A 22,296-nucleotide genomic window follows, 5' to 3' on the forward strand; every position below is an offset into this window, starting at 1 on the left:
GTTTACTGTTTTTTTAATTAAAATCTAATTTTAGCACTTACGTTAAACGTTCTTCCGTACCCAAACCATACTAGTGCAGTTTGGTCAGTTGAACCTGAGCCATCTAATGCGTCAGCAATATATTCAGTATTGAAAACATTATTCATTCTACCAATTAAAGTAGTGTCTAAATCTCCAATTTTGAAACCATATCTTATACTTGCATCAAAAGTGCTATAACTTGGTGCTTTCCATGCTTGAGGAGCACCTTGAGTTCCTCTGTCGTTAGGATCATATGCAGCATATAAATCATCAAAGAAGTTAAAGTCTACAGTGAAATGAGTTTTAGACATTAATTCATAGTCTAAACCTAAAGCTGCTGTTGTTTGTGCAGCATCGGCAACCTTTAATCCTGAGATATATAGGTTAACTGTGTTTACTAAATTTTGTTCTTCGTCAAAGATTTGAACATTTTCTAAGTCATTATCCCATTGCCAGTCACCTAAAGATAACATACCAATTAAAGTAAGTTTGTCAGATGGTTTATAGGTAAAGTCTAACTCAATACCTTGGTGAATAGCATTTACACCTAAAATATTAGCTGTATTAAAGGTTCCATCTTGATTTTGGAATCCTCTTGTTAGAGTTCTATCATTCCATTGAGTTCTGTAAATATTTAAATTAGCAGCTAATTTTTCACTTCTTAAGCCATACCCTAATTCTGCACTAAATATTTTTTGATTTTCAGCATCAGCATTAATATGATCATTATCAAATTGTAAGAAAACAGAATCAAAGCCTGCTGCTTTTTCAAAATAACCAATATTAGCAAAAATGTTATGAGTATCATTTAAGCGATAGTTAGCACCACCTTTTACACTAAATCCAGTAAAATTATATTTATCAGTTTTTTGATTTCCTGGTGTATATTGGAAGTAATCAATTCTTCTGTAAGAAGTATTAGAAATTGCTGCTGATACAAAAGTAGAAATTTGGTCATTATTATACTCTAATTGAGTAAATATACCTTGCCATCCAACTTCACCATCATTCCAGTAATCACGTTTATCACCTACTTTTAAAGCAGCATTAGGATTGTTAACATTATTATTGTCATATGCATAAGCACCTCCTAATAAATCTGTTACTTCAGAGAAGTGTTTTCCAGTATAAGTTCTTAAATCTAGACCTGTGATAAAATCTAAGTTATCGTTTAATTCAGTTTTAAATGTTGATAACATACCAAACCAACTGTGATCATTTCTAGAAGCTCTTAAATAAGCTTCAGAACCCAATCCTTGAGCTGCATTGGCTCTGTTTATTTCAACTATATTGTCTAAATCAATAGGTTGATCATCTCCACCTAATCTAACATTGAATAAATCTCTGTTGTCTCCAGCAGTTCCACCACCACCACCAGTACCCCAAGAGGCATAAAGTGCAGTAGATAAATCTGTTTTATCGTTGATAGTCCAATAGTGGTTTAATGAAGTTTGTGATTTGTGGTAGAAGTTGTCCTCTACATGTACAACACTTCCATTTTTTATCCCCCAATCTGGATTAAATTTATTCCCACTTTCAGCATTTCGGTATTTAGAGATAAGACTTCTATTTTGTCTTTGTCCGTGTCTTTGTGGTGCTCCGAATGATGTTAATGATAATTTGTGGTTTTCGTTCAATTGTTTTGAAATATTCACAAAATAATTATAACCTTCAAATTCAGTTCCATCTACATAACCATCACCTTTGGTTTTTGATGCAGATACTGTAGCTGCAAATCCATTATCTAATAATCCAGTAGAAACAGTAGCTCCATATTTTTGATAACCATCATTTCCTACAGCAGTAAAAATATTTCCACCTTTCTCTATATCAGTAGTTTTAGATAAGATATTTACAGTACCACCAATTGAAGGTACCGCTACTTTAGAAGCCCCTAATCCACGTTGAACCTGCATAGCACTTGTAACGTCAGCTAAACCAGCCCAGTTACTCCAGTAAACTCTACCATTTTCCATATCATTAACAGGAACTCCGTTAATCATAACGGCAACGTTTTCAGAGTTAAAACCTCTTAAGTTAAGTCTTCCATCACCGAAACCACCACCTGATTTAGTAGCATACACACCTGGTGTAGATTTTAAAATTTCAGGAAATTCTTGAGATCCTAATTTGTTTTCAATAACATCAGCTTTAACAGTTGAAACTGCAACAGGAGTTTTTCTGTCAACAGCAAAAGAGGTAGCTGTAATTACTATTTCTTCTAATGATTCAGATGAAGGATTTAAGGCAATTGTGCCAAAATTAGTACTTCCATTAAAAGTTAATGTTTTTGTTTCATAGCCAACAAATGAAACTAAAACTGTACCATTAGAAACGGATGTTTCAAATGTAAAATTACCATCAAAATCTGATGATGCACCTGAAGTAGCTCCCTTTAAAACTACTGAAGCTCCAGGTAAAGGTTGATTTGTCTCGTCAACAATCTTACCAGTAAGTTTGGTTTGTCCAAAAATGATAGATGTTGAAATTAACATAACTACCACTAGCCAATTTTTTAAATTTCTCATTGTTTAATTTTAATTTGAATTAAATGTTTTGCAAAAGTGCAAATTTTTGTCGATTTCGCTTTTAATTAATTGTTAATTTTTAACAAAAAATTAAGAACTTATAAATATACAAAAATGGCTACCTTTTGCTGATTTTCAATAAAATAAATATTAACAATTATTGAGAAATATGTAAAATATTGTTAAAAACTTTAAGTATGTTATAGAATTGTTAAGTGTTTATAGCTTTGTTAGGTTTTTATGCGCTAATTCTTTTCCAAGCTCTACACCAAATTGGTCATAGCTATAGATGTTCCATATAACCCCTTGAACAAATATTTTATGTTCATAAAAAGCAATTAAACTTCCTAAAGTTTTAGGGGTTAATTTGTTTATTAGTATGGATGTGCTTGGTTTGTTTCCTTCAAAAACTTTATAAGGTAACAACGTTTCAATTTCATCCATTTTACCTTGAGTTTTTAAATCTAAATGCGCCTCTTCTTTTGTTTTTCCTTCAGCTAAAGCTTGTATTTGAGCATAAAAGTTTGCCATTAATTTTTTATGGTGTTCTTTATTTCCATACAACGAATTTTTAAACCCTATAAAATCTGCTGGAATTAATTTGGTTCCTTGGTGTAATAACTGCATAAAAGCATGTTGTGAATTTGTACCTGTGCTTCCCCAAATTATATTACCTGTTTGGTAAGCTACTTGGTTTCCATTTCTGTCCACACTTTTCCCATTACTTTCCATAATTGCTTGTTGTAAGTATGGCGCTAATTTAGTTAAGTATTGAGTGTAAGGTAAAATTACTTCAGACTCAGATTTGTAAAAATTAGTGTACCATATTCCAATAAGACTCGCTAAAACTGGGGCGTTTTTTTCAAAAGGGGTGTTTTTAAAGTGCTCATCCATTTCAAAAGCTCCAATTAAAAGTTCTTTGAAATTTTTGAACCCCACGGCTAAGCTAATAGATAAACCTACAGTACTCCAAAGCGAAAAACGACCACCTACCCAATCCCACATTGGAAAAATATTTTCAGAGTCAATTCCAAACTCACGTACATTTTTTAAGTTGGTTGAAACTGCTACAAAGTGTTTAGCAACATCTTTTTCAGTAGCTTTTTCTAAAAACCAATTTTTTATGGTTGTTGAATTTGTTAATGTTTCTTGAGTTGTAAACGTTTTTGAAACAATTACAAACAACGTAGTTTCAGGGTTTAAATGTTTAATTATTTCTTGTACGTGATCTCCATCAATATTAGAAACAAAATGAACATTTAAATTGTTTTTGTAGTATTTTAAAGATTCTACGACCATATCAGGACCTAAATCAGATCCTCCAATACCAATATTTACAACATCTGTTATAGTTTTGTTAGTGTAACCTTTCCAAGTGCCTGAAACAACTTTATTGGTAAAAGCTTCCATTTTAAGCAAGGTTTCTTTAACTTCAGGCATTACATTTATACCATCAACAACTATTTCTTGATTATTTTGGTTTCTAAGTGCGGTATGTAATACAGCTCTATTTTCAGTGACATTAATTTTCTCTCCAGAAAAATACGCTTTTATTGCGCCTTTTAAATCTACTTCGTTTGCTAGCTCTAATAGGTAATTTAAGGTGTCTTCAGTAATTCTATTATTGGAAAAATTAAATTCAAAATCGTTAAAATTTATAGTGAATTTTTCTTTTCTTGAAGGATTGCTATTAAATAATGATTTTAAATGTAGGTGCTTTGTATCGTTATAATTTTTGGTAAGTTTTTCCCAAGCTTTGGTTGTAGTTGGATTTATATTTTTCATGTGTTATATGCTAAGATTGTAATTCTTTTTTAGGAATTATAATTTCGTTATCAATTGTTGAATAATTAATGGCGTCTATCTGTTCTTTTAAAGATTTAATAAACTCAAAATAATGAGGTTTTATATTTTCCTTCATAGGTTCTGCTGCAGGAAGTTTTTCTTTTAAAGGATCTACCTGTCTTCCATTTTTCCAAAAGCGATAACAAACATGAGGTCCAGAAGTATTTCCAGTCATTCCAATATAACCAATAACATCTCCTTGTTTAACCACGTCTCCAACTTTAACAGCTCTTCTACTCATGTGTAAATATTGAGTGCTATACGTTGCATTATGTCTAATTTTAACATAATTTCCATTACCGCCTTTTCTTCTAGATTCAGTAACAGTTCCATTAGCAGTTGCCATTATTGGTGTTCCAATAGGTGCTGCAAAATCGGTTCCTTTATGAGGTCTTACTCTGTTTCCATATAAGGCAATTCTTCTTTTTAAATTGTACCGAGAAGAAATTCTGCTAAATTTTACAGGCATTTTTAAAAATTGACGACGTAGGTTGGTGGCTTCATCATCAAAATAATCAGGAATATTTAAAATAGTATCTGCAACATATTTAAACGCATAAAAGGGTTGATTTCCATGTTCAAAGTATGCTGCTTTAATTTCTCCTATTCCAACTGGAATGGTATCATTAATGTATAACTGTTCATAAATAAGTTTGAACTTATCATTTTTTTGAAGTCTAGAAAAGTCTATAGTCCAAGCATAAATATCATCAGCCATTTTATAAGTTAAGTAAGAACTTAAACCTTGACTTTCCACCGCATCTGAAAGATGGGTTGTGATTATTCCAGAAGCAGTTTTTAGTACAGTTTTTACAGGTTTTTTTCCATGATAAGCTACGGGAATAGAATCTCTAAAATCGACAACAGTATATCGAACTTTGGAATGTTGGTATATAAAAACTTGTGCTTGTTCAGTTGAATCATTTTTAGCCAAAACGGTATATGGGATTCCACTTTTTATTTTTCGAACATTAAAAGTGTCTCTAATTTTATTGACAATCTCTAATACTCTCGGGTAATCTACATGATTTCGATCAAGAATTTCACTAAAGTTTTCTCCAGGCTTTATAGTGTCGTTTATGACTTTAAAATTATTTAATTTAAAACCAAATTCTTTAACAATTTTAGGCGTTTCGGGAACAATACTTGCTTGTGGTTTTTCATCAGTTTTACAAGAAATAAATGAAACAAATAGAAATAAGATTATTAAATTTTTCAAGGGTTTAAGCGTTTTATGTTTTGGTTTGTTAAAGTTAAACGCAAAAATACAATTTAATTATCAAAAATAATGTTAAAAGGATGTGCTAAGCCTTTAAAAGCTTCTATGTCTGCTCGTAAAGATCCTACAGCTAATGATGCTTTAATTCTTAATGGAATTTTATTATCATCATTGCTAATCCAAACTGTTACACTTTCCTGTTCCTTAAAAACTCTACCAGCTTGTACCATAGGCCTAAAAGCAAGTGAATTAATATTTCCAAATTTTGTTTTAATAATTTCTTCGCCTAAAAACACCAATTTAAAATTATGAATTTCTTGATCAAAAAACATTGGCAACTCAATTTCATCACCCTTGTTTAAGTTTTTCAATTTTTGATTTCTTAAAAAGTAAAGTGATGAGAGCATATCTTGAATTTCATCATTAATTGGATGCTTAGTTTCGGTATTGTGCTTGTGATTTTTTACAATGGCTTCGTTTTTTTCATAATCAAAAAGAATTTCTTTGTCTTTGGTGTAGCCTCCTTCATTTATTTTGCGAATAAAGCGATAGGGTTTTAAAGTTTCTTTATACATAAAAGTTTGATAATCATCTTTTACTTTAAAAAACAAACTTACAAGTCCGGTTGATTTTCCTTTTCCAATTATATGAAACGCTTCTTTATTAAAATTAGTTGTTTCTTTAACTTCAATAGTTGAAAAACCAGCATTTAAAAAATTACTATAGCTCATTCTAAATTTTAGCCATTCTCCTTGTTTAAAAGCATAATTTTTTTCGGGAGTTAATTTTTTTACCGATTGTCCCAATGAAATTACAGAGGTAAATAAAGCTAATATGATAAGTAATTTTTTCATTTAATAGTAGTGTAAATTATTGTTTTTTATAAAAAATACAATTACTGTTCCAAAAATAATAAAAGCTTAACACATAAGGTTAAGCTTTTATTAAATAAAGTATGAATTAAGAAAATTATAACGTTCCTCTTCTGGCTTGTTCTGCTTCAATAGATTCAAATAAAGCTTTGAAATTTCCTTTACCAAAAGATTGAGCTCCTTTTCGTTGTATAATTTCAAAGAATAAAGTAGGTCGGTCTGTTACTGGTTTGGTAAAAATTTGAAGTAAATAACCTTCATCATCTCTGTCAACTAAAATTCCTAAGTCTTTTAATTCAGCTAAATCTTCATCAATTTCTCCAACCCTGTCCATTACGGTATCATAGTAAGTACCTGGAACGTATAAAAATTCAACACCTCTTTCTGTCATCGCTTTTACAGTTTCTAAAATATTGTTGGTAGCAACAGCAATATGTTGTACTCCAGGACCTTTATAAAAATCTAAGTACTCTTCAATTTGTGATTTTTTTATTCCTTCTGCAGGTTCGTTAATTGGAAATTTTACACGTCCATTACCATTGGTCATTACTTTGCTCATTAAAGCGGTATATTGTGTAGAAATGTCTTTATCATCAAAAGTTATTAAATTGGCAAAACCCATAGTTTCATTATAAAATTTAGCCCAAACATTCATTTCATTCCATCCAACATTACCCACCATATGGTCTATATAACGTAAGCCTACATCTTTAGGATTGTGAGTGGTTTCCCATTTTTGAAATTTTGGTAAAAATACTCCGTTGTATTTTTTTCGTTCTACAAACACATGCACAGTATCTCCATAAGTATGAATTCCAGAACGAATTACTTCTCCATTTTCATCGGTTTCTTTGGTTGGTTTTAAGTACGATTTTGCTCCTCTTTTTGTTGTTTCTTCCCAAGCCTTAGTAGCGTCTTCAACCCAAAGAGCTACTACTTTAACACCATCACCATGTTTTTCAATATGTTCAAAGAGTTCAGGGTTATTCTTATTTGGCATGGGAGTAGTTAGTACCAATCTAATTTTATCTTGTACTAAAACATAACTAGTTCTGTCTGTAAGTCCAGTTTCCAAACCAGCATAAGCTAAAGATTGAAATCCGAAAGCTGTTTTGTAATAATGGGCTGCCTGTTTTGCATTTCCTACATATAGTTCTACATAGTCGGTTCCTAATAGTGGTAAAAAATCTTCAGCTTCTGGAAAGATTTTTTCCAAACCGTAATTAAAATTCTGTTTATTTTTTAAATCTGACATTTTTTTAGGTTTATTCGGTTATCCAAGATTTATAATAGTCTTCTACTTGTAAATTCATTGCTTCTTCAGTAATCATTACAGGTTTAAAAGGGTCAATCATAACAGCTAATTCTTCGGTTGATTTTTTTCCTATGCTTCTTTCAATTGCACCTGGATGTGGGCCATGAGGTATTCCGCCAGGATGTAATGTTAATTGACCTTTTTCAATATTATTTCTACTCATAAAATCTCCATCAACATAATACAAAATTTCTTCTGAATCTATGTTGCTATGGTGGTAAGGAGCTGGAATAGATTTTGGATGATAGTCGTACATTCGTGGTACAAAAGAGCAAACTACAAATCCGGCTGCTTCCCAAGTTTGGTGTATTGGAGGCGGCATATGAATACGTCCAGTTATTGGTTCAAAGTCGTGAATTGAAAATGCATAAGGATAATTAAATCCATCCCATCCAACGGCGTCAAAAGGGTGGTTTTTATAAATATACTCCCAAAGAACTCCTTGTTTTTTTATACAAATTTTAAAGGAACCTTTTTCGTCATGAGTTTCTAAATTAGTAGGCAATTTAAAATCTCGTTCACAAAAAGGAGAATGCTCTAATAATTGACCAAAGTTATTTCTATAGCGTTTAGGGGTTACAATTGGGCTGAATGATTCTATATATAAAAGTCTATTTTCAGTAGTATTAAATTCAATTTGATAAACGGTTCCTCTAGGAATAATTAAATAGTCTCCATATTCAAATTCAATGTTTCCATACATCGTTTTTAAAATTCCAGAACCTACGTGTACAAATAACATTTCATCAGCATCGGCATTTTTATAAAAATAGGATGATGAAAATTCTTTAGGTGCTGCTAATCCAATATGCAAATCATGATTGACAAAAAGTGTTTTTCTGCTTTCTAAAAAATCTGTTTCAGGTTGCAATGAAAAGCCTTTAAAACTTAATGCTTTCATGTTTTTTTCGATGGCAATTTTTGGAGTAACGTTTTTTAATTTTTTAATTTCTGAAACAACTGTAGGCGGATGAATATGATATATCAACGATGACATACCTACAAAACCAGCAGTTCCAAAAAGCTCTTCTTGGTACAATCCTCCTTCAGGTTTTTCAAAAGTTGTATGACGTTTTGGAGGTATTTTACCTAATGAATGATATCTAGGCATAGTTTAATTTTTTTAGTTATAAAACTCCATTTTATAGATGGAATATAAATTTTTTACAAAGAAGTAACATGTTAATAATGATGTACATGCACTTTGAAAGTATTAAAGTTAAGCAATTTTATTTATGAAATTGTTAAGCTTTTGATAAAACAAATTCACTCAGGATCTCTCTTGATTAAGAATTTTAGAAGTAATAATAATCCTGTCCAATGATTGTTCATAGTTCACAAATATAAAATTTTTTATGTATTAAACTAAAAAAGAGCCTGTTTAGAAAATATTTTCCAAACAAGCTCTTTAACTTTCAATTTTAAAGAAAAACTAAAAAGTAATACCGTTTATTTCAATAACACGTTTAATTTGAGGTGCATGTCTTTTTATGGTAGCCTCAACACCATTTTTTAAAGTCATTTGATTTACTGAACAACCTAAGCAGGCTCCTTCGAGTTGAACACTTACAGTATTGTCTGTAATTTCAACTAATGAAATATTACCTCCATCAGCCTCTAAATAAGGTCTTATTTCTTGCAAGGCGTTTTCTACATTAATTTTTAGTTCTTCAGTTGTCATTTTATAATTTATTTAGTGCTACATCCACTCATTGTAGTTATTCTAACAACTTCAGTAGGTGGTAAATCTTTATTTCTTTTTACTAATTGGGATAAAGCATTTTTAGTAATTTCTGAAAAAGCATTCTCAAGGGGTGTATTATCTTGTAATGCTACAGGATGACCAACATCTCCAGCTTCTCTAATGCTTTGCACCAATGGTACTTCACCTAAGAAAGCAGTGTTTATATCTTCAGCTAAATTTTTAGCACCATCTTTCCCAAAGATGTAATATTTGTTATTTGGTAATTCAGCAGGTGTGAAATAACTCATATTTTCAACAATACCTAAAACAGGAACATTTATATTTTCTTGTTTAAACATAGCAACTCCTTTTTTGGCATCAGCTAAAGCAATATTTTGAGGTGTACTAACAATGACAGCTCCAGTTACAGGGATTGCTTGAACAATAGATAAGTGAATATCACCGGTACCAGGAGGTAAATCAATTAATAAAAAGTCTAACTCTCCCCAATGCGCATCAAAAATCATTTGATTTAAAGCTTTAGAAGCCATAGCTCCTCTCCAAATAACTGCTTGATTGGCATCTGTAAAAAATCCTAAAGACAATATTTTTACCCCATAACTTTCAATAGGTTGCATTTTTGAACGCCCATCAATTTCAACAGATAAAGGTCTAGCATTTGCGACATCAAACATTAGGTGGGTAGAAGGGCCGTAAACATCGGCATCAAGAATCCCTACTTTAAATCCCATTTTTTGTAAAGAGATTGCCATATTTGCTGTAATAGTAGATTTCCCTACGCCGCCTTTACCAGATGCAATTGCTATAATGTTTTGTATTCCTGGAACTTTAGGTTTTTCAGGTTTTAAAGGTGTAGATGGAACTTCAGCCGTGACATTTACTTTTACATCAGCTTTTTGATCTACTTGGGTGTGAATCGCTTTCATAATTTCAATTTCAACTTTCTTTTTGGCTTGTAAAGTTGGATTGCTAATAGTAACGTCTACAATTATTTCTTTGTCAAAAGTGACAATATTTTTGATTGCTCCGCTTTCAACTAAACTTTTACCTTCTCCAGGTGCAGTAATGGTTTCAAGAGCTTTTGTTATATCTTTTTTGGTATATGCCATGTTGTTTATATAAAATCATTCTAAACAACAAATATACAGAGTTCAGTTGAATATAAAAAGCTAAGAATTAAAAAGTAATGCAGAGTTTGTTACAAAAAGAAATTGCTTATAAATTGTTGGGCAATTCTATAAAAGGATCCCAAAAAACTGTTTCAAAATGTTGAATTTGATGATCTCTTACTACAATTCCTTCACTTTCTAATAATTGCTGCATTAAATTTGTACCGTCAAAATGATGTTTACCAGTTAATAAACCTTTTCGGTTAACTACTCTGTGAGCAGGAATTTCATCGTTATTATGAGAAGCATTCATTGCCCAACCAACCATCCTAGCTGAACGAGCTGCACCTAAATATTTCGCAATAGCACCATAACTAGTAACTCTTCCAAAGGGAATAAGTTTTGCAACTTCATAAACTTTATCAAAAAAATTTTCAGAAGATTTTTTCATTCGTTAAAAATAATAATTAATAACGAATTCTAAATTTGATGTATGTAATTGGCTTTCCTTTTTCTAAGTATTGACTTTCGTAAAAAGTTTGTGTAGAGATTACTTCTTCTGGAGAATGAAAGTTCTTATAAATGTCATGATGTGCATATAGTATTTCATGACCTTCGCCATGTAATAATCCAAGTGTATAACCATGCATAAACTCGCTATCGGTTTTTAAATTTACAATACCATTTGGCGTTAAAATATGGTGGTATTTTTTTAGAAATTCAGCATTAGTTAACCGGTGCTTGGTTCGGGTATATTTAATTTGTGGGTCGGGAAAAGTTATCCAAATTTCAGTGACCTCATTTTCATTAAAAAGTAAGTCAATTAATTCAATTTGGGTTCTTAAAAAAGCTACATTAGTTAAGTTTTCTTCTAATGCGGTTTTTGCACCTCTCCAAAAACGAGCTCCTTTAATGTCTATACCTATATAATTGATATTAGGGTTCTTACGTGCTAAATCAATGGTATATTCACCTTTGCCACATCCTAATTCTAAAATAATTGGATGGTTATTTCCAAAATGAGATTGCCATTTTCCTTTTAATGAAAATCCATCAATTACTTCTTTTCGTGTTGGTTGAATAACATTAGAGAATGTTTCGTTTTCACGAAATCTTTTAAGTTTGTTTTTACTTCCCACAGGTTTTGTGTTTTAAAAGGAAAGATGGTATCGTTTTTTTGAAAAAGAAAAATTATTCGTTTCCAGCTTTTTTGTATTTTCTGATTTCTCCTAGCCAGTAGAAAAAAGCTATAAATGTAATTACAATAAATATCCAACTTACAGTGTTTTGAAGCCACCAGTTGTCCATAAACCTAATTTCATTGTATGGGGCAAATAATACATTTGTAAAAAAATCACCTATCGCCTTAAAAATATTGTTTGCAATCATTTCTTATTTATATTTACAGGCAAAAGTATAAAATATAGTAATGATTGCAAATTTTTTTAATAAAACAAAACCTGTAACTATTTTTAACTTAGTTGTTTTGTTGTTTATTTTTTATTTGTCATCAAGTTTAATGGTAAATACAGAGGAGTTTTCAATTTACAATTTTTTAAAAATGATCCTTTTTTTTGGATGGCATATTTTATTTTTAATGATTGTTAATTTTATAGTTAAAAAAAATAAATTAACTCAGGATAATTCTTATGCTTTATTATTAATTGTTTTAATGTTAGGTACTTTTAGAGAAGCATTTTTGTCAACTAACATCGTTTTTTCAAATCTTATTTTATTGCTTTCATATAGAAGAATTTATAGTCTAAAATCTGAAATTAATACAAGTGCTAAACTTTTTGATGCTGGTTTGTGGATTGGAGTTTCATCTTTAATTTACTCTTGGAGTATATTTTTTATAGTTTTAGTATATGTAAGTATTATTATTTATAAAAAAATAAATCTAAAAAACAGTTTAATACCTCTTGTAGGTTTAATAACTCCTTTATTTTTATTTTTTACGTATGTGTTTTGTTTTGACAATGTGGTTGTTTTTTACGATAAATTTAAATATGATTTAAGTTTAGTTTTTACATCGTATAACGCCTTACATTTACTGTTGCCAATAACATTTATAGTTACAATTTTATTGTGGTCTGTTTTTTCAGTAACTCCAAAATTAGTTTTAGTTGGAAACAAGTTAAAACTATCTTGGCAAGTAATTATCAATCACCTTTTAATAGCTCTAACAATTATAGTTTTATCTCCTATAAAAAATGGATCAGAATTCTATTTTCTATTATTTCCTTTAGGTGTTGTTTTTGCTAATTTTTTACAAATAAGTAGCTCTAAAACATTTAAAAATATGGTTTTATACTTGTTTTTACTTGTTTCAATAAGCAGTTATTTTTTATAGTTTTTCACCAAAAGATAAATCACCTGCATCTCCTAATCCAGGAACAATATATCCTTTTTTATTCAAGTTTTCATCAACAGTAGCAATCCATAATTTGGTATCTTCTGGAAAATATTTTTTGATATAATTTAAACCTTCAGTTGCGCCAATAACACAAGCTAAATGAATTTCTTTAGGAGTTCCATGTTTTTTTAAACCTTCATAGACACTAGCTAAAGAACGACCCGTTGCTAACATTGGATCTGCTAAAATTAATGTTTTTCCATCTAAATTTGGAGAGGCAAAATATTCTACTTTTATTTCAAATTCAGTTTCTGAAATATGCTTTCTATAAGCTGAAATAAAAGCATTTTCTGCATCATCAAAATAATTGAGTAGTCCATTGTGTAAAGGTAAACCCGCTCTTAAAATAGAACACAATACCACATCTTTTTTGGGTAATTGCATTATTTTTGTTCCTAAGGGAGTTGAAACGGTTTGAGATTTATAATCGAGTGTTTTGCTAATTTCGTATGAGATTACCTCCCCAATTCGCTCAATGTTTCTTCTAAAACGCATTGAATCTTTTTGAATGTTTACATCTCTAATTTCAGAAATAAATTTATTAAGAATGGTTTGTTTGGTATCTAAAATATTGATAATCATTGGTAGTTATTTACTGCAAAAATACTACTTTAAAATAGAAAATAACCTTTTAAATATTGATTATTTTCCTTGATAAATTGAAATTCTCTTTGTCTTTTTTAAGTTAAACAACTTAAAATTTTTTCAACTACCGTTTCAGGTACTATTGTTCTCATTACATCATTATAACCCTCACAAACTTTATTACCATATATTGAACAAGGAATGTTTGGGTATTTCTTTAAATCGGGTAAAATAGCATTGTTAAAAGGTTGGTTAAATGGGGCAAAGCCAGTAAATGGATGTGTAATTCCCCAAATTGTAATAGTAGGTATGCCAAACATAGCTGAAAAATGTGCATTTCCAGAGTCCATACTAACCATAAGATCTAAATTTGAAATTAGCGTAAGTTCTTGATCTAATTTTATTTTACCTGCTACATTTATAGTGTTTTTGTAGTTTACTTCAAATTTTTGTAAAACTTCAACTTCTTTTTGCCCACCACCAAATAGTAAAATTTTTAAATGAGTTTTTTCAGATAAACTTTCTAGTACTTTTTCCATTAAATCTAATGGATACATTTTGGAGTTATATTGAGCAAATGGAGCAATTCCAATCCATTTTTCAGATTTTAATCCTGTAATATCTATTACTTCTTGTGATAATTGTTTTTTATGTGGGAACTCAGGATTTAAAATTTTTAAATTAAATTCCAAATTTCTAAAAACGTCTGCATAACGTTCATGAGTTGTTTTTAGCTGTTTAAAAACTTTATTTTTAGACCTTGTTAACGCTCTTTTTTCTTTTCTTCCTTTTTCAATAAAAGCAACTTTTGTAAACGATAGTTTAAAAAATGTTCTTAAAATTTTTGAACGTAAAACATTATGCAAATCAGCAACAGCATCTATAGGTAGCTTTTTTAATTCTTTGTATAGTTTGTATATTCCAAAAAGACCTTTGTGTTTGCCAGTAACTTCCGCAGCAAAAAAATGGACGTTTTTTAAATCAGAAAATAAGGGTTTTAAAAAAGGTTTTGAAAGTATGGTTATTTTTAAATTTGGATGTTGCTTAATAAGTGCTCTAAGAACAGGAACTGTCATAGCAACGTCGCCCATTGCAGATAACCGGATAACTAATAAATGTTTAATTTGACTCAAAATAAGGTAAGTGTTTTATTTTCAAAACAAAAATACACAATAGTTTTAGTACAAAAAATAAGTATCAAAACTATAATTAAATAATAGCTAGTTTAAATTGCTTAAATTTGCCAAAATATTGAAAATTATATGATACAATCAATGACCGGATACGGTAAAACCGTATTACAACTTTCCACCAAAAAAATTACGGTAGAATTAAAATCTTTAAATAGTAAAAATTTAGATTTAAATGTTCGTATTCCTTCTTATTATAGAGAAAAAGAATTGGATATTCGCAAAAAGCTGGCTTCATTATTAGTAAGAGGTAAAATTGATTTTTCAATATATATTGAAGATAATGGAGGTGAACTTTCCTCAAAAATTAATGAAAAAGTGGTGAAAGAATATATGAATCAATTGAAAAGTATTGTTGATTCTAGTGAAGTTGAATTATTAAAAATGGCAGTTCGTTTGCCAGATTCATTAAAAACTGAAAGAGAAGAGCTTGATGAGGAAGAATGGTTGCAAATTAATAAAGCAATTGATGAAACAGCTGTGAAAATTAATACCTATAGATTTGATGAAGGAAAAGCCTTGCATCAAGATTTTGAATTGCGAATTTCTAATATTGAAAATTTATTAGAAAAGGTAATTGAATTAGATCCTCAGAGAATGGAGCAGGTGAAAGAAAAATTATCAAAGGCTATTGCAGAATTAGAAACCAAAGTAGATCAAAACAGATTTGAACAAGAACTTATTTACTACATAGAAAAACTAGATATTACTGAAGAAAAAGTACGACTTAAAAATCATTTAGACTATTTTAGAAAAGAATTGAAATCTGAAATTTCAAATGGTAAAAAGTTAGGATTTATCACTCAAGAAATTGGAAGAGAAATTAATACTATTGGCTCTAAATCTAACTTTGCAGGAATGCAAAAAGTTGTAGTTCAAATGAAAGATGAGTTGGAAAAAATAAAAGAACAAAATTTAAACGTACTTTAAACTTATGAAAAAAGAAGGAAAACTAATTGTTTTTTCAGCGCCTTCTGGTTCAGGTAAAACAACAATTGTTCATCATTTGTTAAAGCAACAAGAATTAAATTTAGATTTTTCAATTTCAGCAACATCTCGAAATAAAAGAGGGAATGAAATTGATGGGAAAGATTATTATTTTATATCCTTAAAGAAATTTCAAGAGCATATTAAAAAAGATGATTTTATTGAGTGGGAAGAGGTTTACCATAATAATTATTATGGAACACTTAAAAATGAAGTTGAACGAATTTGGAAACAAGGAAAACATGTAATTTTTGATATTGATGTTATAGGCGGTTTAAATATTAAAAAACAATTTCCCAACAAAACCTTGGCTATTTTTGTGCAACCTCCTTCAATAAAAGAGATGGAAAGAAGGCTTAGAGATCGGCAAACTGATAGTGAAGAAAAAATTAAGGAACGTGTTGCTAAAGCTGAAAAGGAATTAAAATACGCAACAGATTTTGATGTTATTTTAATAAATGATGATTTAAAAGTAGCAAAAGAAGAAGCCTATACTTTAGTTCAAAAGTTTATTAAATAAATGAAAGTAGGATTGTTTTTTGGAACCTTTAATCCAATTCATATTGGACATATGATTATTGCAAATTATATTGCTGAATTTTCAGATTTGGATGAGGTTTGGTTTGTAATTACCCCACAAAGTCCATTCAAACAAAAAAAATCAATGTTAAGCAATCATCATAGATTGGCGTTGGTAACTATTGCCGTTGAGGAATATCCAAAATTAAAGACATCATCTATTGAATTTGATTTGCCTCAACCTAATTATACCATTAACACACTTGTACATTTAGAAGAAAAATACACAAATCATCAATTTTGTTTAATTATGGGTGAAGATAATTTAAAAGGTTTTCATAAATGGAAAAATTATGAAACCATTCTTCAAAATTATGAACTGTATGTGTATCCTAGAGTATCTGAAGGAAAAGTGGAACATCAATTTAAAAACCATTCTAAAATACAAATTGTAAATGCACCAATAGTTGAAATTTCTTCAACATTTATAAGAAATGCTATAAAAGAGAATAAAGATATACGTACTATGTTGCCAACAAACGTTTGGAGTTATATAGATGAAATGAATTTTTATAAATAGTAATTTTAGCTAAGTTTTAACATAGTAACATTAACAGTTTAAAATTAAATAAACATATTTTCGTTGTATATTTGTTTGAAGTAGCATTATGACAAAAAAACCTAAAAATAAAGGAAAATTTAGGCAGAAATTAATCAATAAATACCGATTGGTTATTTTAAATGAAAATACTTTTGAAGAAAAATTAACATTTAAATTAAACCGATTAAATGTGTTTATTTTTGGAAGTTTATTTTCAATTATACTTATTGTTGCAACTATTTTTTTAATTGCGTTTACGCCTTTAAGAGAATATATTCCAGGATACTCATCAACCAAACTAAAAAAAGAAGCTACGCAGTTAGTTTACAAAGTAGATTCTCTAGAGCAAGTTTTGGAGGTAAATAATGTATATATTAAAAAAGTAAAAGAATTATTAACTGGAGAAGTTTCAGAAGTTTTATTTGATAAAGACTCAGCGCTTCAAGTAATTCAGTATGATAAAGATACGATGAATTTAGAACCTTCAGAGGTAGATTTAGAATTTCGTCAAGAAATTGAAAGAGCAGATAGGTACAGTATTTTTAATGAAGCTACTAAAGATGCTGATATTGTATTTTTTGCACCTGTTGTTGGAACATTAACAGAAGGCTACAATGCAAAGTTAAAACATTTTGCAGTTGATATAGCTGTAGAAATGGGAACTCCAGTGAAAACAGTTGCTGATGGCACCGTAATTTTTGCAGAATGGACGGCGCAAACAGGTCATGTGATAATTGTAGAGCACATTCAAGGATTTATATCCATATACAAGCACAATACGTCTTTACATAAACAACAAGGTGATTTAGTAGTTTCGGGAGAAGTTATTGCGTCAGCAGGAGATACAGGAGAACTAAGTACTGGGCCACATTTACATTTTGAATTATGGAATGAAGGTTATCCAGTAAACCCAATTAATTATATTGATTTCGAATAAAAACTATGAGCTTAAAATCAATTTTAGCAAAACCATTTGCAAAAAGCATTGCAGCAAAAACATATAAAGAGAGCAGTAATGCAGTTAAAATTCAATATAAATTATTAAAAAAACTTATAAAACAAGCTCAACATACTAAGTTTGGAAAAGACCACCATTTCTCTAAAATAAACTCGTATCAAGATTTTAAAAAGCACGTGCCAATTAGAGATTATGAAGCGCTGAAAACTTATGTAGAAAAAGCGGTTGATGGTGAAGCAGATGTATTATGGAAAGGGAAACCTTTGTATTTTGCAAAAACTTCAGGAACCACTTCTGGAGCAAAATATATACCGCTCACTAAACAATCTATGCCAACTCATATAAGTGCAGCTAAAAACTCCTTATTGCATTATATCAATGAAACTCAAAACACCGACTTTTTAAATGGAAAAATGATTTTTTTACAAGGAAGTCCTGAGTTAGATGAAAAAAATGGAGTTAAAACTGGTAGGCTATCTGGTATTTCAGCACATTATGTACCAAACTATTTAACCAAAAATAGAATGCCAAGTTGGGAAACTAATTGTATTGATGATTGGGAAAAGAAAATTGAAGCCATAGTTGATGAAACCGTTCATGAAAATATGACTTTAATAAGCGGAATTCCATCTTGGGTACAAATGTATTTTGAAAAGTTAATTGAACGGACAGGTAAAAAAGTGGGTGATATTTTTCCAAATTTTAATTTATTTGTTTATGGAGGAGTTAATTATGAGCCTTACAGAAATAAGTTTGAAAATTTAATAGGAAGAAAAGTAGATACTATTGAGTTATATCCTGCTTCTGAAGGGTTTATTGCTTATCAAGATTCTCAAACGGCTAAAGGAATGTTACTATTAACCAATAACGGAATGTTTTATGAATTTATTCCTGCTGAAGAATTTTATAATGAAACCCCAACTAGAATTTCACTAGAAGATGTAGAATTAGGCGTTAATTACGTAATTATTTTAAATACCAATGCAGGTTTGTGGGGGTATAATATTGGAGATACAATTGAGTTTGTTTCATTAAATCCACATAGAATTATTGTCACAGGTCGTATTAAACATTTTATTTCGGCTTTTGGTGAACATGTGATTGGAAAAGAAGTAGAAGATGCAATTAATAGCCAAACAAAAGGAACTTCAATTAGAGTAAATGAATTTACGGTAGCCCCACAAATTTCACCTAGTTCAGGATTGCCGTATCATGAATGGTTTATTGAATTTGAGAATAAACCTGATGATCTTGAAAAATTTTCAGGAGCAGTAGATAATGCGTTACAACAACAAAATAGTTATTATTTTGATTTAATTGATGGAAAAATTTTACGCCCTTTAAAAGTCACAATTATTAAAAAAGGAGGCTTTAATAAGTATATGAAATCAGTTGGAAAGTTAGGTGGTCAAAATAAAGTTCCACGTTTATCCAATGATAGAAAAATAGCTGATGAACTTAGTAAATATGAAGATTAATACTAGTTAAAAATGAAAGTTGTTTCAGTAAATATTGGCGATAAAAAAACAATTGACTACAAAGGGAAAAAGGTTGTAACAGGAATTTTTAAATTTCCGATTAAACAACCTATCTTTTTAGGGAAAGAAGATGTAGTTAATGATGCTGTAATTGATAGAAGGTATCATGGTGGCGTAGATAAGGCGGTTTATGCTTATTCTGAAAATCATTATGAGTATTGGAAGCAATTATATCCAAATTTAGATTGGAGGTTTGGCATGTTTGGAGAAAATTTGACCATTTCTAATTTAGATGAAACTACAATTTGTGTTGGAGATACCTATAAGGTAGGCGAAGTTATAATTGAAGTTACTAAACCTAGACAACCTTGTTTTAAATTAGGGCTTGTTTTTGGAACACAAAATATACTAAAGCAATTTTGGAATTCTACTAAAAGTGGAATTTATTTTAAAGTAAATCAAACAGGAAGTGTTTTAGTAAACGATGAGTTGGTACTTATCAAAAAAGTTGAAAACTCACCCACAATAGCAGAAGTATACGAATCTAAAAAAATATACTAAAAAAGGACTCCCGTATATATTGAGAGCCCTTTCATAAATTAAAGAAAGTTTGGTTTATTTTTTAGATAATAAATCTCTAATTTCTGTTAATAATTCTTCTTGGGAAGGTCCTTTAGGTGCTTCAGGAGCAGGTTCTTCTTTCTTTTTGGTTTTATTGATTCCTTTAATCATCATAAACATAACAAATGCAACAATAATAAAGTCGATAACATTTGTTAAAAAATCACCATAAAGTACTGCAACTTCACCAACTACTTCACCAGCATCATTAGCAACTCCCTCAGTTACAATCCATTTTAAATCTTTAAAATCAGATTTAAATATTAGCCCAACAAGGGGAGAAACAATGCCTCCAGTAAATGAGGTTACAACACTTTTAAAAGCTGCACCCATTACAAAACCAACTGCAATGTCAACAAGGTTTCCCTTCATTGCAAAGTCTTTAAATTCTTTTAACATTCCCATTTTTTAAAGTTTTAGTTAATTAATTTCTTAGGTGCTAATGTAATAAAAAAAATAATTTCATTAACATTCCTTTAACACTCTTCTTATTCTTTGAGAAATAGCGGTAATTAATTCGTATGGAATTGTATTTAATCGATTGCTTAAATCTTCAATATGTTCTTTGTTTTTGTAGATTAAAACTTCATCACCTTCGCAACAATTTATCCCTGTCACGTTAACCATAATCATATCCATACAAACATTTCCAACAATTGAAGCCTTTTGATTATTTATATATACATAGCCAACGCCATTCCCTAGTTGTCTTGAAATTCCATCTGCATGTCCAATTGGAATAGTTGCAGTTTGAATTTTAGTTGTTGCTGTATATGCGCGATTGTAACCCACGCTTTCTCCTTTATTTATAGTATGAATTTGAGAAATAACGGATTTTAAAGTGAGTACATTTTTTAGCGTTGTAGTTATTTGTTTATCATTTCCAAAACCATACAATCCTATTCCTAAACGAACCATGTCAAATTGTGCTTCATTGGCATAATTTATAATACCTGAGGTGTTTAACATGTGTTTAAAAGGGGTGCTTTTTAAGTTTGTGATTAGTGCTTTAGAAAGCATTTTAAAAGTATCTATTTGCTGTAAAGTAAATGCTCTTTCTTCTAAATCTTCACTAGCAGCAATATGAGAAAACATTGAAATTATTTCAATAGCATCTTGTTTATTAACAATGGTTGATATTTTTGAAATATCACTTTTAGAAAATCCCAACCTGTTTAATCCTGTATTAAACTTAATATGAATTGGATAGTTTTTTAGGTTTAAATTTTTTGAGATTTCGATAAATGATTGTAGTAAATCTAAAGAATAAATATTTGGTTCTAAATTATATTTAATAATTTTTTCAAAATTTAATTTTAGTGGATGAAGTACTAAAATAGGTAGTTTAATGCCTGCCTTTCTAAGTGCAATGCCTTCGTCTAAATATGCAACAGCAAAGTAATGTACTTTAGACTCAATATGTTTTGCTATTTCAACTGGATTACTGCCATATCCAAAGGCTTTAACAACTGCTAAAATTTTTGTAGAATTTTTAATTTTAGATTTAAAGTAGTTTAGGTTATAATCTATGGCATTTAAATCTATTTCAAGCACCGTAACGTGGTTATTTTCCATTATTTGGCTCCGCTTTTTTCTTTTTCTCTTCTTTTATTGCCTTAAAATATGCAGCTCTGCTTAAAGGCTCGTATTCTTGCGTTTCTCCAAGCAAAACAAGTTCTTCACTTGCAGCAGTTCTGTGACTGTAATGTGCTAAATTTCCAGTTCTGGTACAAACTGCATGAACTTTGGTTACATATTCAGCAGTTGCCATAAGTGCAGGCATTGGACCAAACGGATTTCCTTTAAAATCCATGTCTAAACCAGCAACAATTACACGAACTCCTCTATTTGCCAAATCATTACAAACAGCAACAATTTCATCATCAAAAAATTGAGCTTCATCAATACCAATAACGTCAACATCAGTAGCTAAAATTCTAATATTTCCTGATGAAGGCACAGGTGTAGATCTAATTTCATTAGCATCATGTGAAACTACTTTTTCATCATCATATCTAATATCTATAGCAGGTTTAAAAATTTCAACTTTTTGTTTGGCAAACTGAGCTCGTTTTAACCTGCGAATCAATTCCTCTGTTTTACCAGAAAACATGGATCCACAAATAACTTCAATCCAACCAAATTGTTCTGTATGATTTACGGTATTTTCAAGAAACATTTTGTAATTTCACGCTTGAAAGGTTATTGTAATCTTTTCATTTTAAAATAAATGCAAAAATAGAACGATCATATTTTTTATATTCGTTAAAATATAATCTTAAAACAAGAAAATTCTATTTTGATTTGTACAAATTTATTAAAAATAA

At 29.9% G+C, this 22,296-nt stretch carries 23 protein-coding genes; 7 read left to right on the forward strand and 16 right to left on the reverse strand.

Going from position 1 to position 22,296, the window contains the following annotated elements:
* Window positions 1-17: 17 nt before the first annotated feature.
* The 11 genes from ACFQZW_RS06490 to ACFQZW_RS06540 form a co-directional block, all read right to left on the reverse strand.
* On the reverse strand, window positions 18-2,549 hold the full coding sequence (locus ACFQZW_RS06490; protein ID WP_298265272.1) for a TonB-dependent receptor: 2,532 nt from the start codon (window positions 2,547-2,549) through the stop codon (window positions 18-20).
* Between the two features lie 219 nt (window positions 2,550-2,768).
* Complete coding sequence (pgi, locus tag ACFQZW_RS06495) at window positions 2,769-4,334, reverse strand: glucose-6-phosphate isomerase (protein WP_298265274.1); 1,566 nt, start codon at window positions 4,332-4,334, stop codon at window positions 2,769-2,771.
* A 10-nt stretch (window positions 4,335-4,344) separates the two neighbouring features.
* Window positions 4,345-5,613 carry a M23 family metallopeptidase gene (locus ACFQZW_RS06500; RefSeq protein ID WP_298265276.1) on the reverse strand — a complete coding sequence of 423 codons (1,269 nt, stop codon included), beginning with the start codon at window positions 5,611-5,613 and terminating at the stop codon, window positions 4,345-4,347.
* A gap of 53 nt (window positions 5,614-5,666) precedes the next feature.
* Window positions 5,667-6,467, reverse strand: a complete 801-nt coding sequence (locus tag ACFQZW_RS06505; protein WP_298265278.1) for a DUF3108 domain-containing protein — start codon at window positions 6,465-6,467, stop codon at window positions 5,667-5,669.
* Between the two features lie 115 nt (window positions 6,468-6,582).
* Window positions 6,583-7,740 (reverse strand): 4-hydroxyphenylpyruvate dioxygenase, encoded by a 1,158-nt coding sequence (gene hppD / locus ACFQZW_RS06510; protein ID WP_298265280.1) that lies wholly within the window; start codon window positions 7,738-7,740, stop codon window positions 6,583-6,585.
* 10 nt (window positions 7,741-7,750) lie between these two features.
* Window positions 7,751-8,911, reverse strand: a complete 1,161-nt coding sequence (locus tag ACFQZW_RS06515; protein ID WP_372801740.1) for a homogentisate 1,2-dioxygenase — start codon at window positions 8,909-8,911, stop codon at window positions 7,751-7,753.
* A gap of 321 nt (window positions 8,912-9,232) precedes the next feature.
* Window positions 9,233-9,481, reverse strand: coding sequence for a NifU family protein (locus tag ACFQZW_RS06520; RefSeq protein ID WP_386781896.1), 249 nt, complete (start codon window positions 9,479-9,481; stop codon window positions 9,233-9,235).
* A gap of 8 nt (window positions 9,482-9,489) precedes the next feature.
* Window positions 9,490-10,614, reverse strand: coding sequence for an Mrp/NBP35 family ATP-binding protein (locus ACFQZW_RS06525; protein WP_386781898.1), 1,125 nt, complete (start codon window positions 10,612-10,614; stop codon window positions 9,490-9,492).
* Between the two features lie 106 nt (window positions 10,615-10,720).
* Window positions 10,721-11,065, reverse strand: a complete 345-nt coding sequence (locus ACFQZW_RS06530) for an MGMT family protein (RefSeq protein WP_298284903.1) — start codon at window positions 11,063-11,065, stop codon at window positions 10,721-10,723.
* 16 nt (window positions 11,066-11,081) lie between these two features.
* Window positions 11,082-11,753, reverse strand: coding sequence for a tRNA (guanosine(46)-N7)-methyltransferase TrmB (gene trmB / locus ACFQZW_RS06535; RefSeq protein ID WP_298265291.1), 672 nt, complete (start codon window positions 11,751-11,753; stop codon window positions 11,082-11,084).
* A 52-nt stretch (window positions 11,754-11,805) separates the two neighbouring features.
* The gene (locus ACFQZW_RS06540) at window positions 11,806-12,003 is read right to left on the reverse strand and encodes a DUF6341 family protein (RefSeq protein ID WP_298265293.1); all 198 of its coding nucleotides are present in this window, start codon (window positions 12,001-12,003) and stop codon (window positions 11,806-11,808) included.
* Window positions 12,004-12,043: 40 nt separating this feature from the next.
* On the opposite strand from ACFQZW_RS06540, the gene ACFQZW_RS06545 reads away from it, so the two are divergent.
* Complete coding sequence (locus tag ACFQZW_RS06545) at window positions 12,044-12,967, forward strand: DUF6427 family protein (RefSeq protein ID WP_386781902.1); 924 nt, start codon at window positions 12,044-12,046, stop codon at window positions 12,965-12,967.
* Here ACFQZW_RS06545 and upp read toward each other — a convergent pair.
* Complete coding sequence (gene upp, locus ACFQZW_RS06550; protein WP_386781904.1) at window positions 12,962-13,612, reverse strand: uracil phosphoribosyltransferase; 651 nt, start codon at window positions 13,610-13,612, stop codon at window positions 12,962-12,964. The two genes, ACFQZW_RS06545 and upp, sit on opposite strands and share 6 nt — an antisense overlap.
* Window positions 13,613-13,710: 98 nt before the next feature.
* Window positions 13,711-14,748: a glycosyltransferase family 9 protein gene (locus ACFQZW_RS06555; RefSeq protein WP_386781906.1), complete on the reverse strand. Its 1,038-nt coding sequence runs from the start codon at window positions 14,746-14,748 to the stop codon at window positions 13,711-13,713.
* Window positions 14,749-14,877: 129 nt separating this feature from the next.
* Between ACFQZW_RS06555 and ACFQZW_RS06560 the strand changes: the two genes are divergently transcribed.
* The 6 genes from ACFQZW_RS06560 to ACFQZW_RS06585 all read left to right on the forward strand — a co-directional run bounded on the left by ACFQZW_RS06560 (window position 14,878) and on the right by ACFQZW_RS06585 (window position 19,909).
* Window positions 14,878-15,735: a YicC/YloC family endoribonuclease gene (locus tag ACFQZW_RS06560; RefSeq protein WP_298265300.1), complete on the forward strand. Its 858-nt coding sequence runs from the start codon at window positions 14,878-14,880 to the stop codon at window positions 15,733-15,735.
* Between the two features lie 4 nt (window positions 15,736-15,739).
* Window positions 15,740-16,312 (forward strand): guanylate kinase, encoded by a 573-nt coding sequence (gene gmk, locus ACFQZW_RS06565; protein WP_298265302.1) that lies wholly within the window; start codon window positions 15,740-15,742, stop codon window positions 16,310-16,312.
* On the forward strand, window positions 16,313-16,891 hold the full coding sequence (nadD, locus tag ACFQZW_RS06570; RefSeq protein WP_298265304.1) for a nicotinate (nicotinamide) nucleotide adenylyltransferase: 579 nt from the start codon (window positions 16,313-16,315) through the stop codon (window positions 16,889-16,891). It begins immediately after the preceding gene.
* A gap of 88 nt (window positions 16,892-16,979) precedes the next feature.
* The gene (locus ACFQZW_RS06575) at window positions 16,980-17,849 is read left to right on the forward strand and encodes a M23 family metallopeptidase (protein WP_298265306.1); all 870 of its coding nucleotides are present in this window, start codon (window positions 16,980-16,982) and stop codon (window positions 17,847-17,849) included.
* A 5-nt stretch (window positions 17,850-17,854) separates the two neighbouring features.
* A complete protein-coding gene (locus ACFQZW_RS06580) occupies window positions 17,855-19,348 on the forward strand; it encodes a GH3 auxin-responsive promoter family protein (RefSeq protein WP_372801324.1) in 1,494 nt (497 codons plus the stop codon).
* A gap of 12 nt (window positions 19,349-19,360) precedes the next feature.
* Window positions 19,361-19,909, forward strand: a complete 549-nt coding sequence (locus tag ACFQZW_RS06585) for an MOSC domain-containing protein (protein WP_298265311.1) — start codon at window positions 19,361-19,363, stop codon at window positions 19,907-19,909.
* Window positions 19,910-19,963: 54 nt separating this feature from the next.
* Here the strand turns inward: ACFQZW_RS06585 and mscL are convergent, their stop codons facing one another.
* From mscL to ACFQZW_RS06600, 3 genes are all read right to left on the reverse strand, one after another.
* Complete coding sequence (mscL, locus tag ACFQZW_RS06590; RefSeq protein WP_298265517.1) at window positions 19,964-20,368, reverse strand: large-conductance mechanosensitive channel protein MscL; 405 nt, start codon at window positions 20,366-20,368, stop codon at window positions 19,964-19,966.
* Between the two features lie 66 nt (window positions 20,369-20,434).
* A complete protein-coding gene (gene alr / locus ACFQZW_RS06595; RefSeq protein ID WP_372801322.1) occupies window positions 20,435-21,544 on the reverse strand; it encodes an alanine racemase in 1,110 nt (369 codons plus the stop codon).
* Window positions 21,534-22,148, reverse strand: coding sequence for a thymidine kinase (locus ACFQZW_RS06600; protein ID WP_298265315.1), 615 nt, complete (start codon window positions 22,146-22,148; stop codon window positions 21,534-21,536). Before ACFQZW_RS06600 ends, alr begins: the two co-directional genes overlap by 11 nt.
* Window positions 22,149-22,296 lie beyond the last annotated feature (148 nt).

This window comes from Lutibacter aestuarii, from assembly GCF_042676885.1.
GTDB lineage: Bacteria > Bacteroidota > Bacteroidia > Flavobacteriales > Flavobacteriaceae > Lutibacter > Lutibacter aestuarii.

Bases quoted from the DNA above. Each gene is read 5' to 3' on its own strand.
- ACFQZW_RS06490 (WP_298265272.1), bottom strand. From the start codon at position 2,549: ATGAGAAATTTAAAAAATTGGCTAGTGGTAGTTATGTTAATTTCAACA.
- pgi (WP_298265274.1), bottom strand. From the start codon at position 4,334: ATGAAAAATATAAATCCAACTACAACCAAAGCTTGGGAAAAACTTACC.
- ACFQZW_RS06505 (WP_298265278.1), bottom strand. From the start codon at position 6,467: ATGAAAAAATTACTTATCATATTAGCTTTATTTACCTCTGTAATTTCA.
- hppD (WP_298265280.1), bottom strand. From the start codon at position 7,740: ATGTCAGATTTAAAAAATAAACAGAATTTTAATTACGGTTTGGAAAAA.
- ACFQZW_RS06515 (WP_372801740.1), bottom strand. From the start codon at position 8,911: ATGCCTAGATATCATTCATTAGGTAAAATACCTCCAAAACGTCATACA.
- ACFQZW_RS06520 (WP_386781896.1), bottom strand. From the start codon at position 9,481: ATGACAACTGAAGAACTAAAAATTAATGTAGAAAACGCCTTGCAAGAA.
- ACFQZW_RS06525 (WP_386781898.1), bottom strand. From the start codon at position 10,614: ATGGCATATACCAAAAAAGATATAACAAAAGCTCTTGAAACCATTACT.
- ACFQZW_RS06530 (WP_298284903.1), bottom strand. From the start codon at position 11,065: ATGAAAAAATCTTCTGAAAATTTTTTTGATAAAGTTTATGAAGTTGCA.
- ACFQZW_RS06540 (WP_298265293.1), bottom strand. From the start codon at position 12,003: ATGATTGCAAACAATATTTTTAAGGCGATAGGTGATTTTTTTACAAAT.
- ACFQZW_RS06545 (WP_386781902.1), top strand. From the start codon at position 12,044: ATGATTGCAAATTTTTTTAATAAAACAAAACCTGTAACTATTTTTAAC.
- upp (WP_386781904.1), bottom strand. From the start codon at position 13,612: ATGATTATCAATATTTTAGATACCAAACAAACCATTCTTAATAAATTT.
- ACFQZW_RS06560 (WP_298265300.1), top strand. From the start codon at position 14,878: ATGATACAATCAATGACCGGATACGGTAAAACCGTATTACAACTTTCC.
- gmk (WP_298265302.1), top strand. From the start codon at position 15,740: ATGAAAAAAGAAGGAAAACTAATTGTTTTTTCAGCGCCTTCTGGTTCA.
- nadD (WP_298265304.1), top strand. From the start codon at position 16,313: ATGAAAGTAGGATTGTTTTTTGGAACCTTTAATCCAATTCATATTGGA.
- ACFQZW_RS06575 (WP_298265306.1), top strand. From the start codon at position 16,980: ATGACAAAAAAACCTAAAAATAAAGGAAAATTTAGGCAGAAATTAATC.
- ACFQZW_RS06580 (WP_372801324.1), top strand. From the start codon at position 17,855: ATGAGCTTAAAATCAATTTTAGCAAAACCATTTGCAAAAAGCATTGCA.
- ACFQZW_RS06585 (WP_298265311.1), top strand. From the start codon at position 19,361: ATGAAAGTTGTTTCAGTAAATATTGGCGATAAAAAAACAATTGACTAC.
- mscL (WP_298265517.1), bottom strand. From the start codon at position 20,368: ATGTTAAAAGAATTTAAAGACTTTGCAATGAAGGGAAACCTTGTTGAC.
- alr (WP_372801322.1), bottom strand. From the start codon at position 21,544: ATGGAAAATAACCACGTTACGGTGCTTGAAATAGATTTAAATGCCATA.
- ACFQZW_RS06600 (WP_298265315.1), bottom strand. From the start codon at position 22,148: ATGTTTCTTGAAAATACCGTAAATCATACAGAACAATTTGGTTGGATT.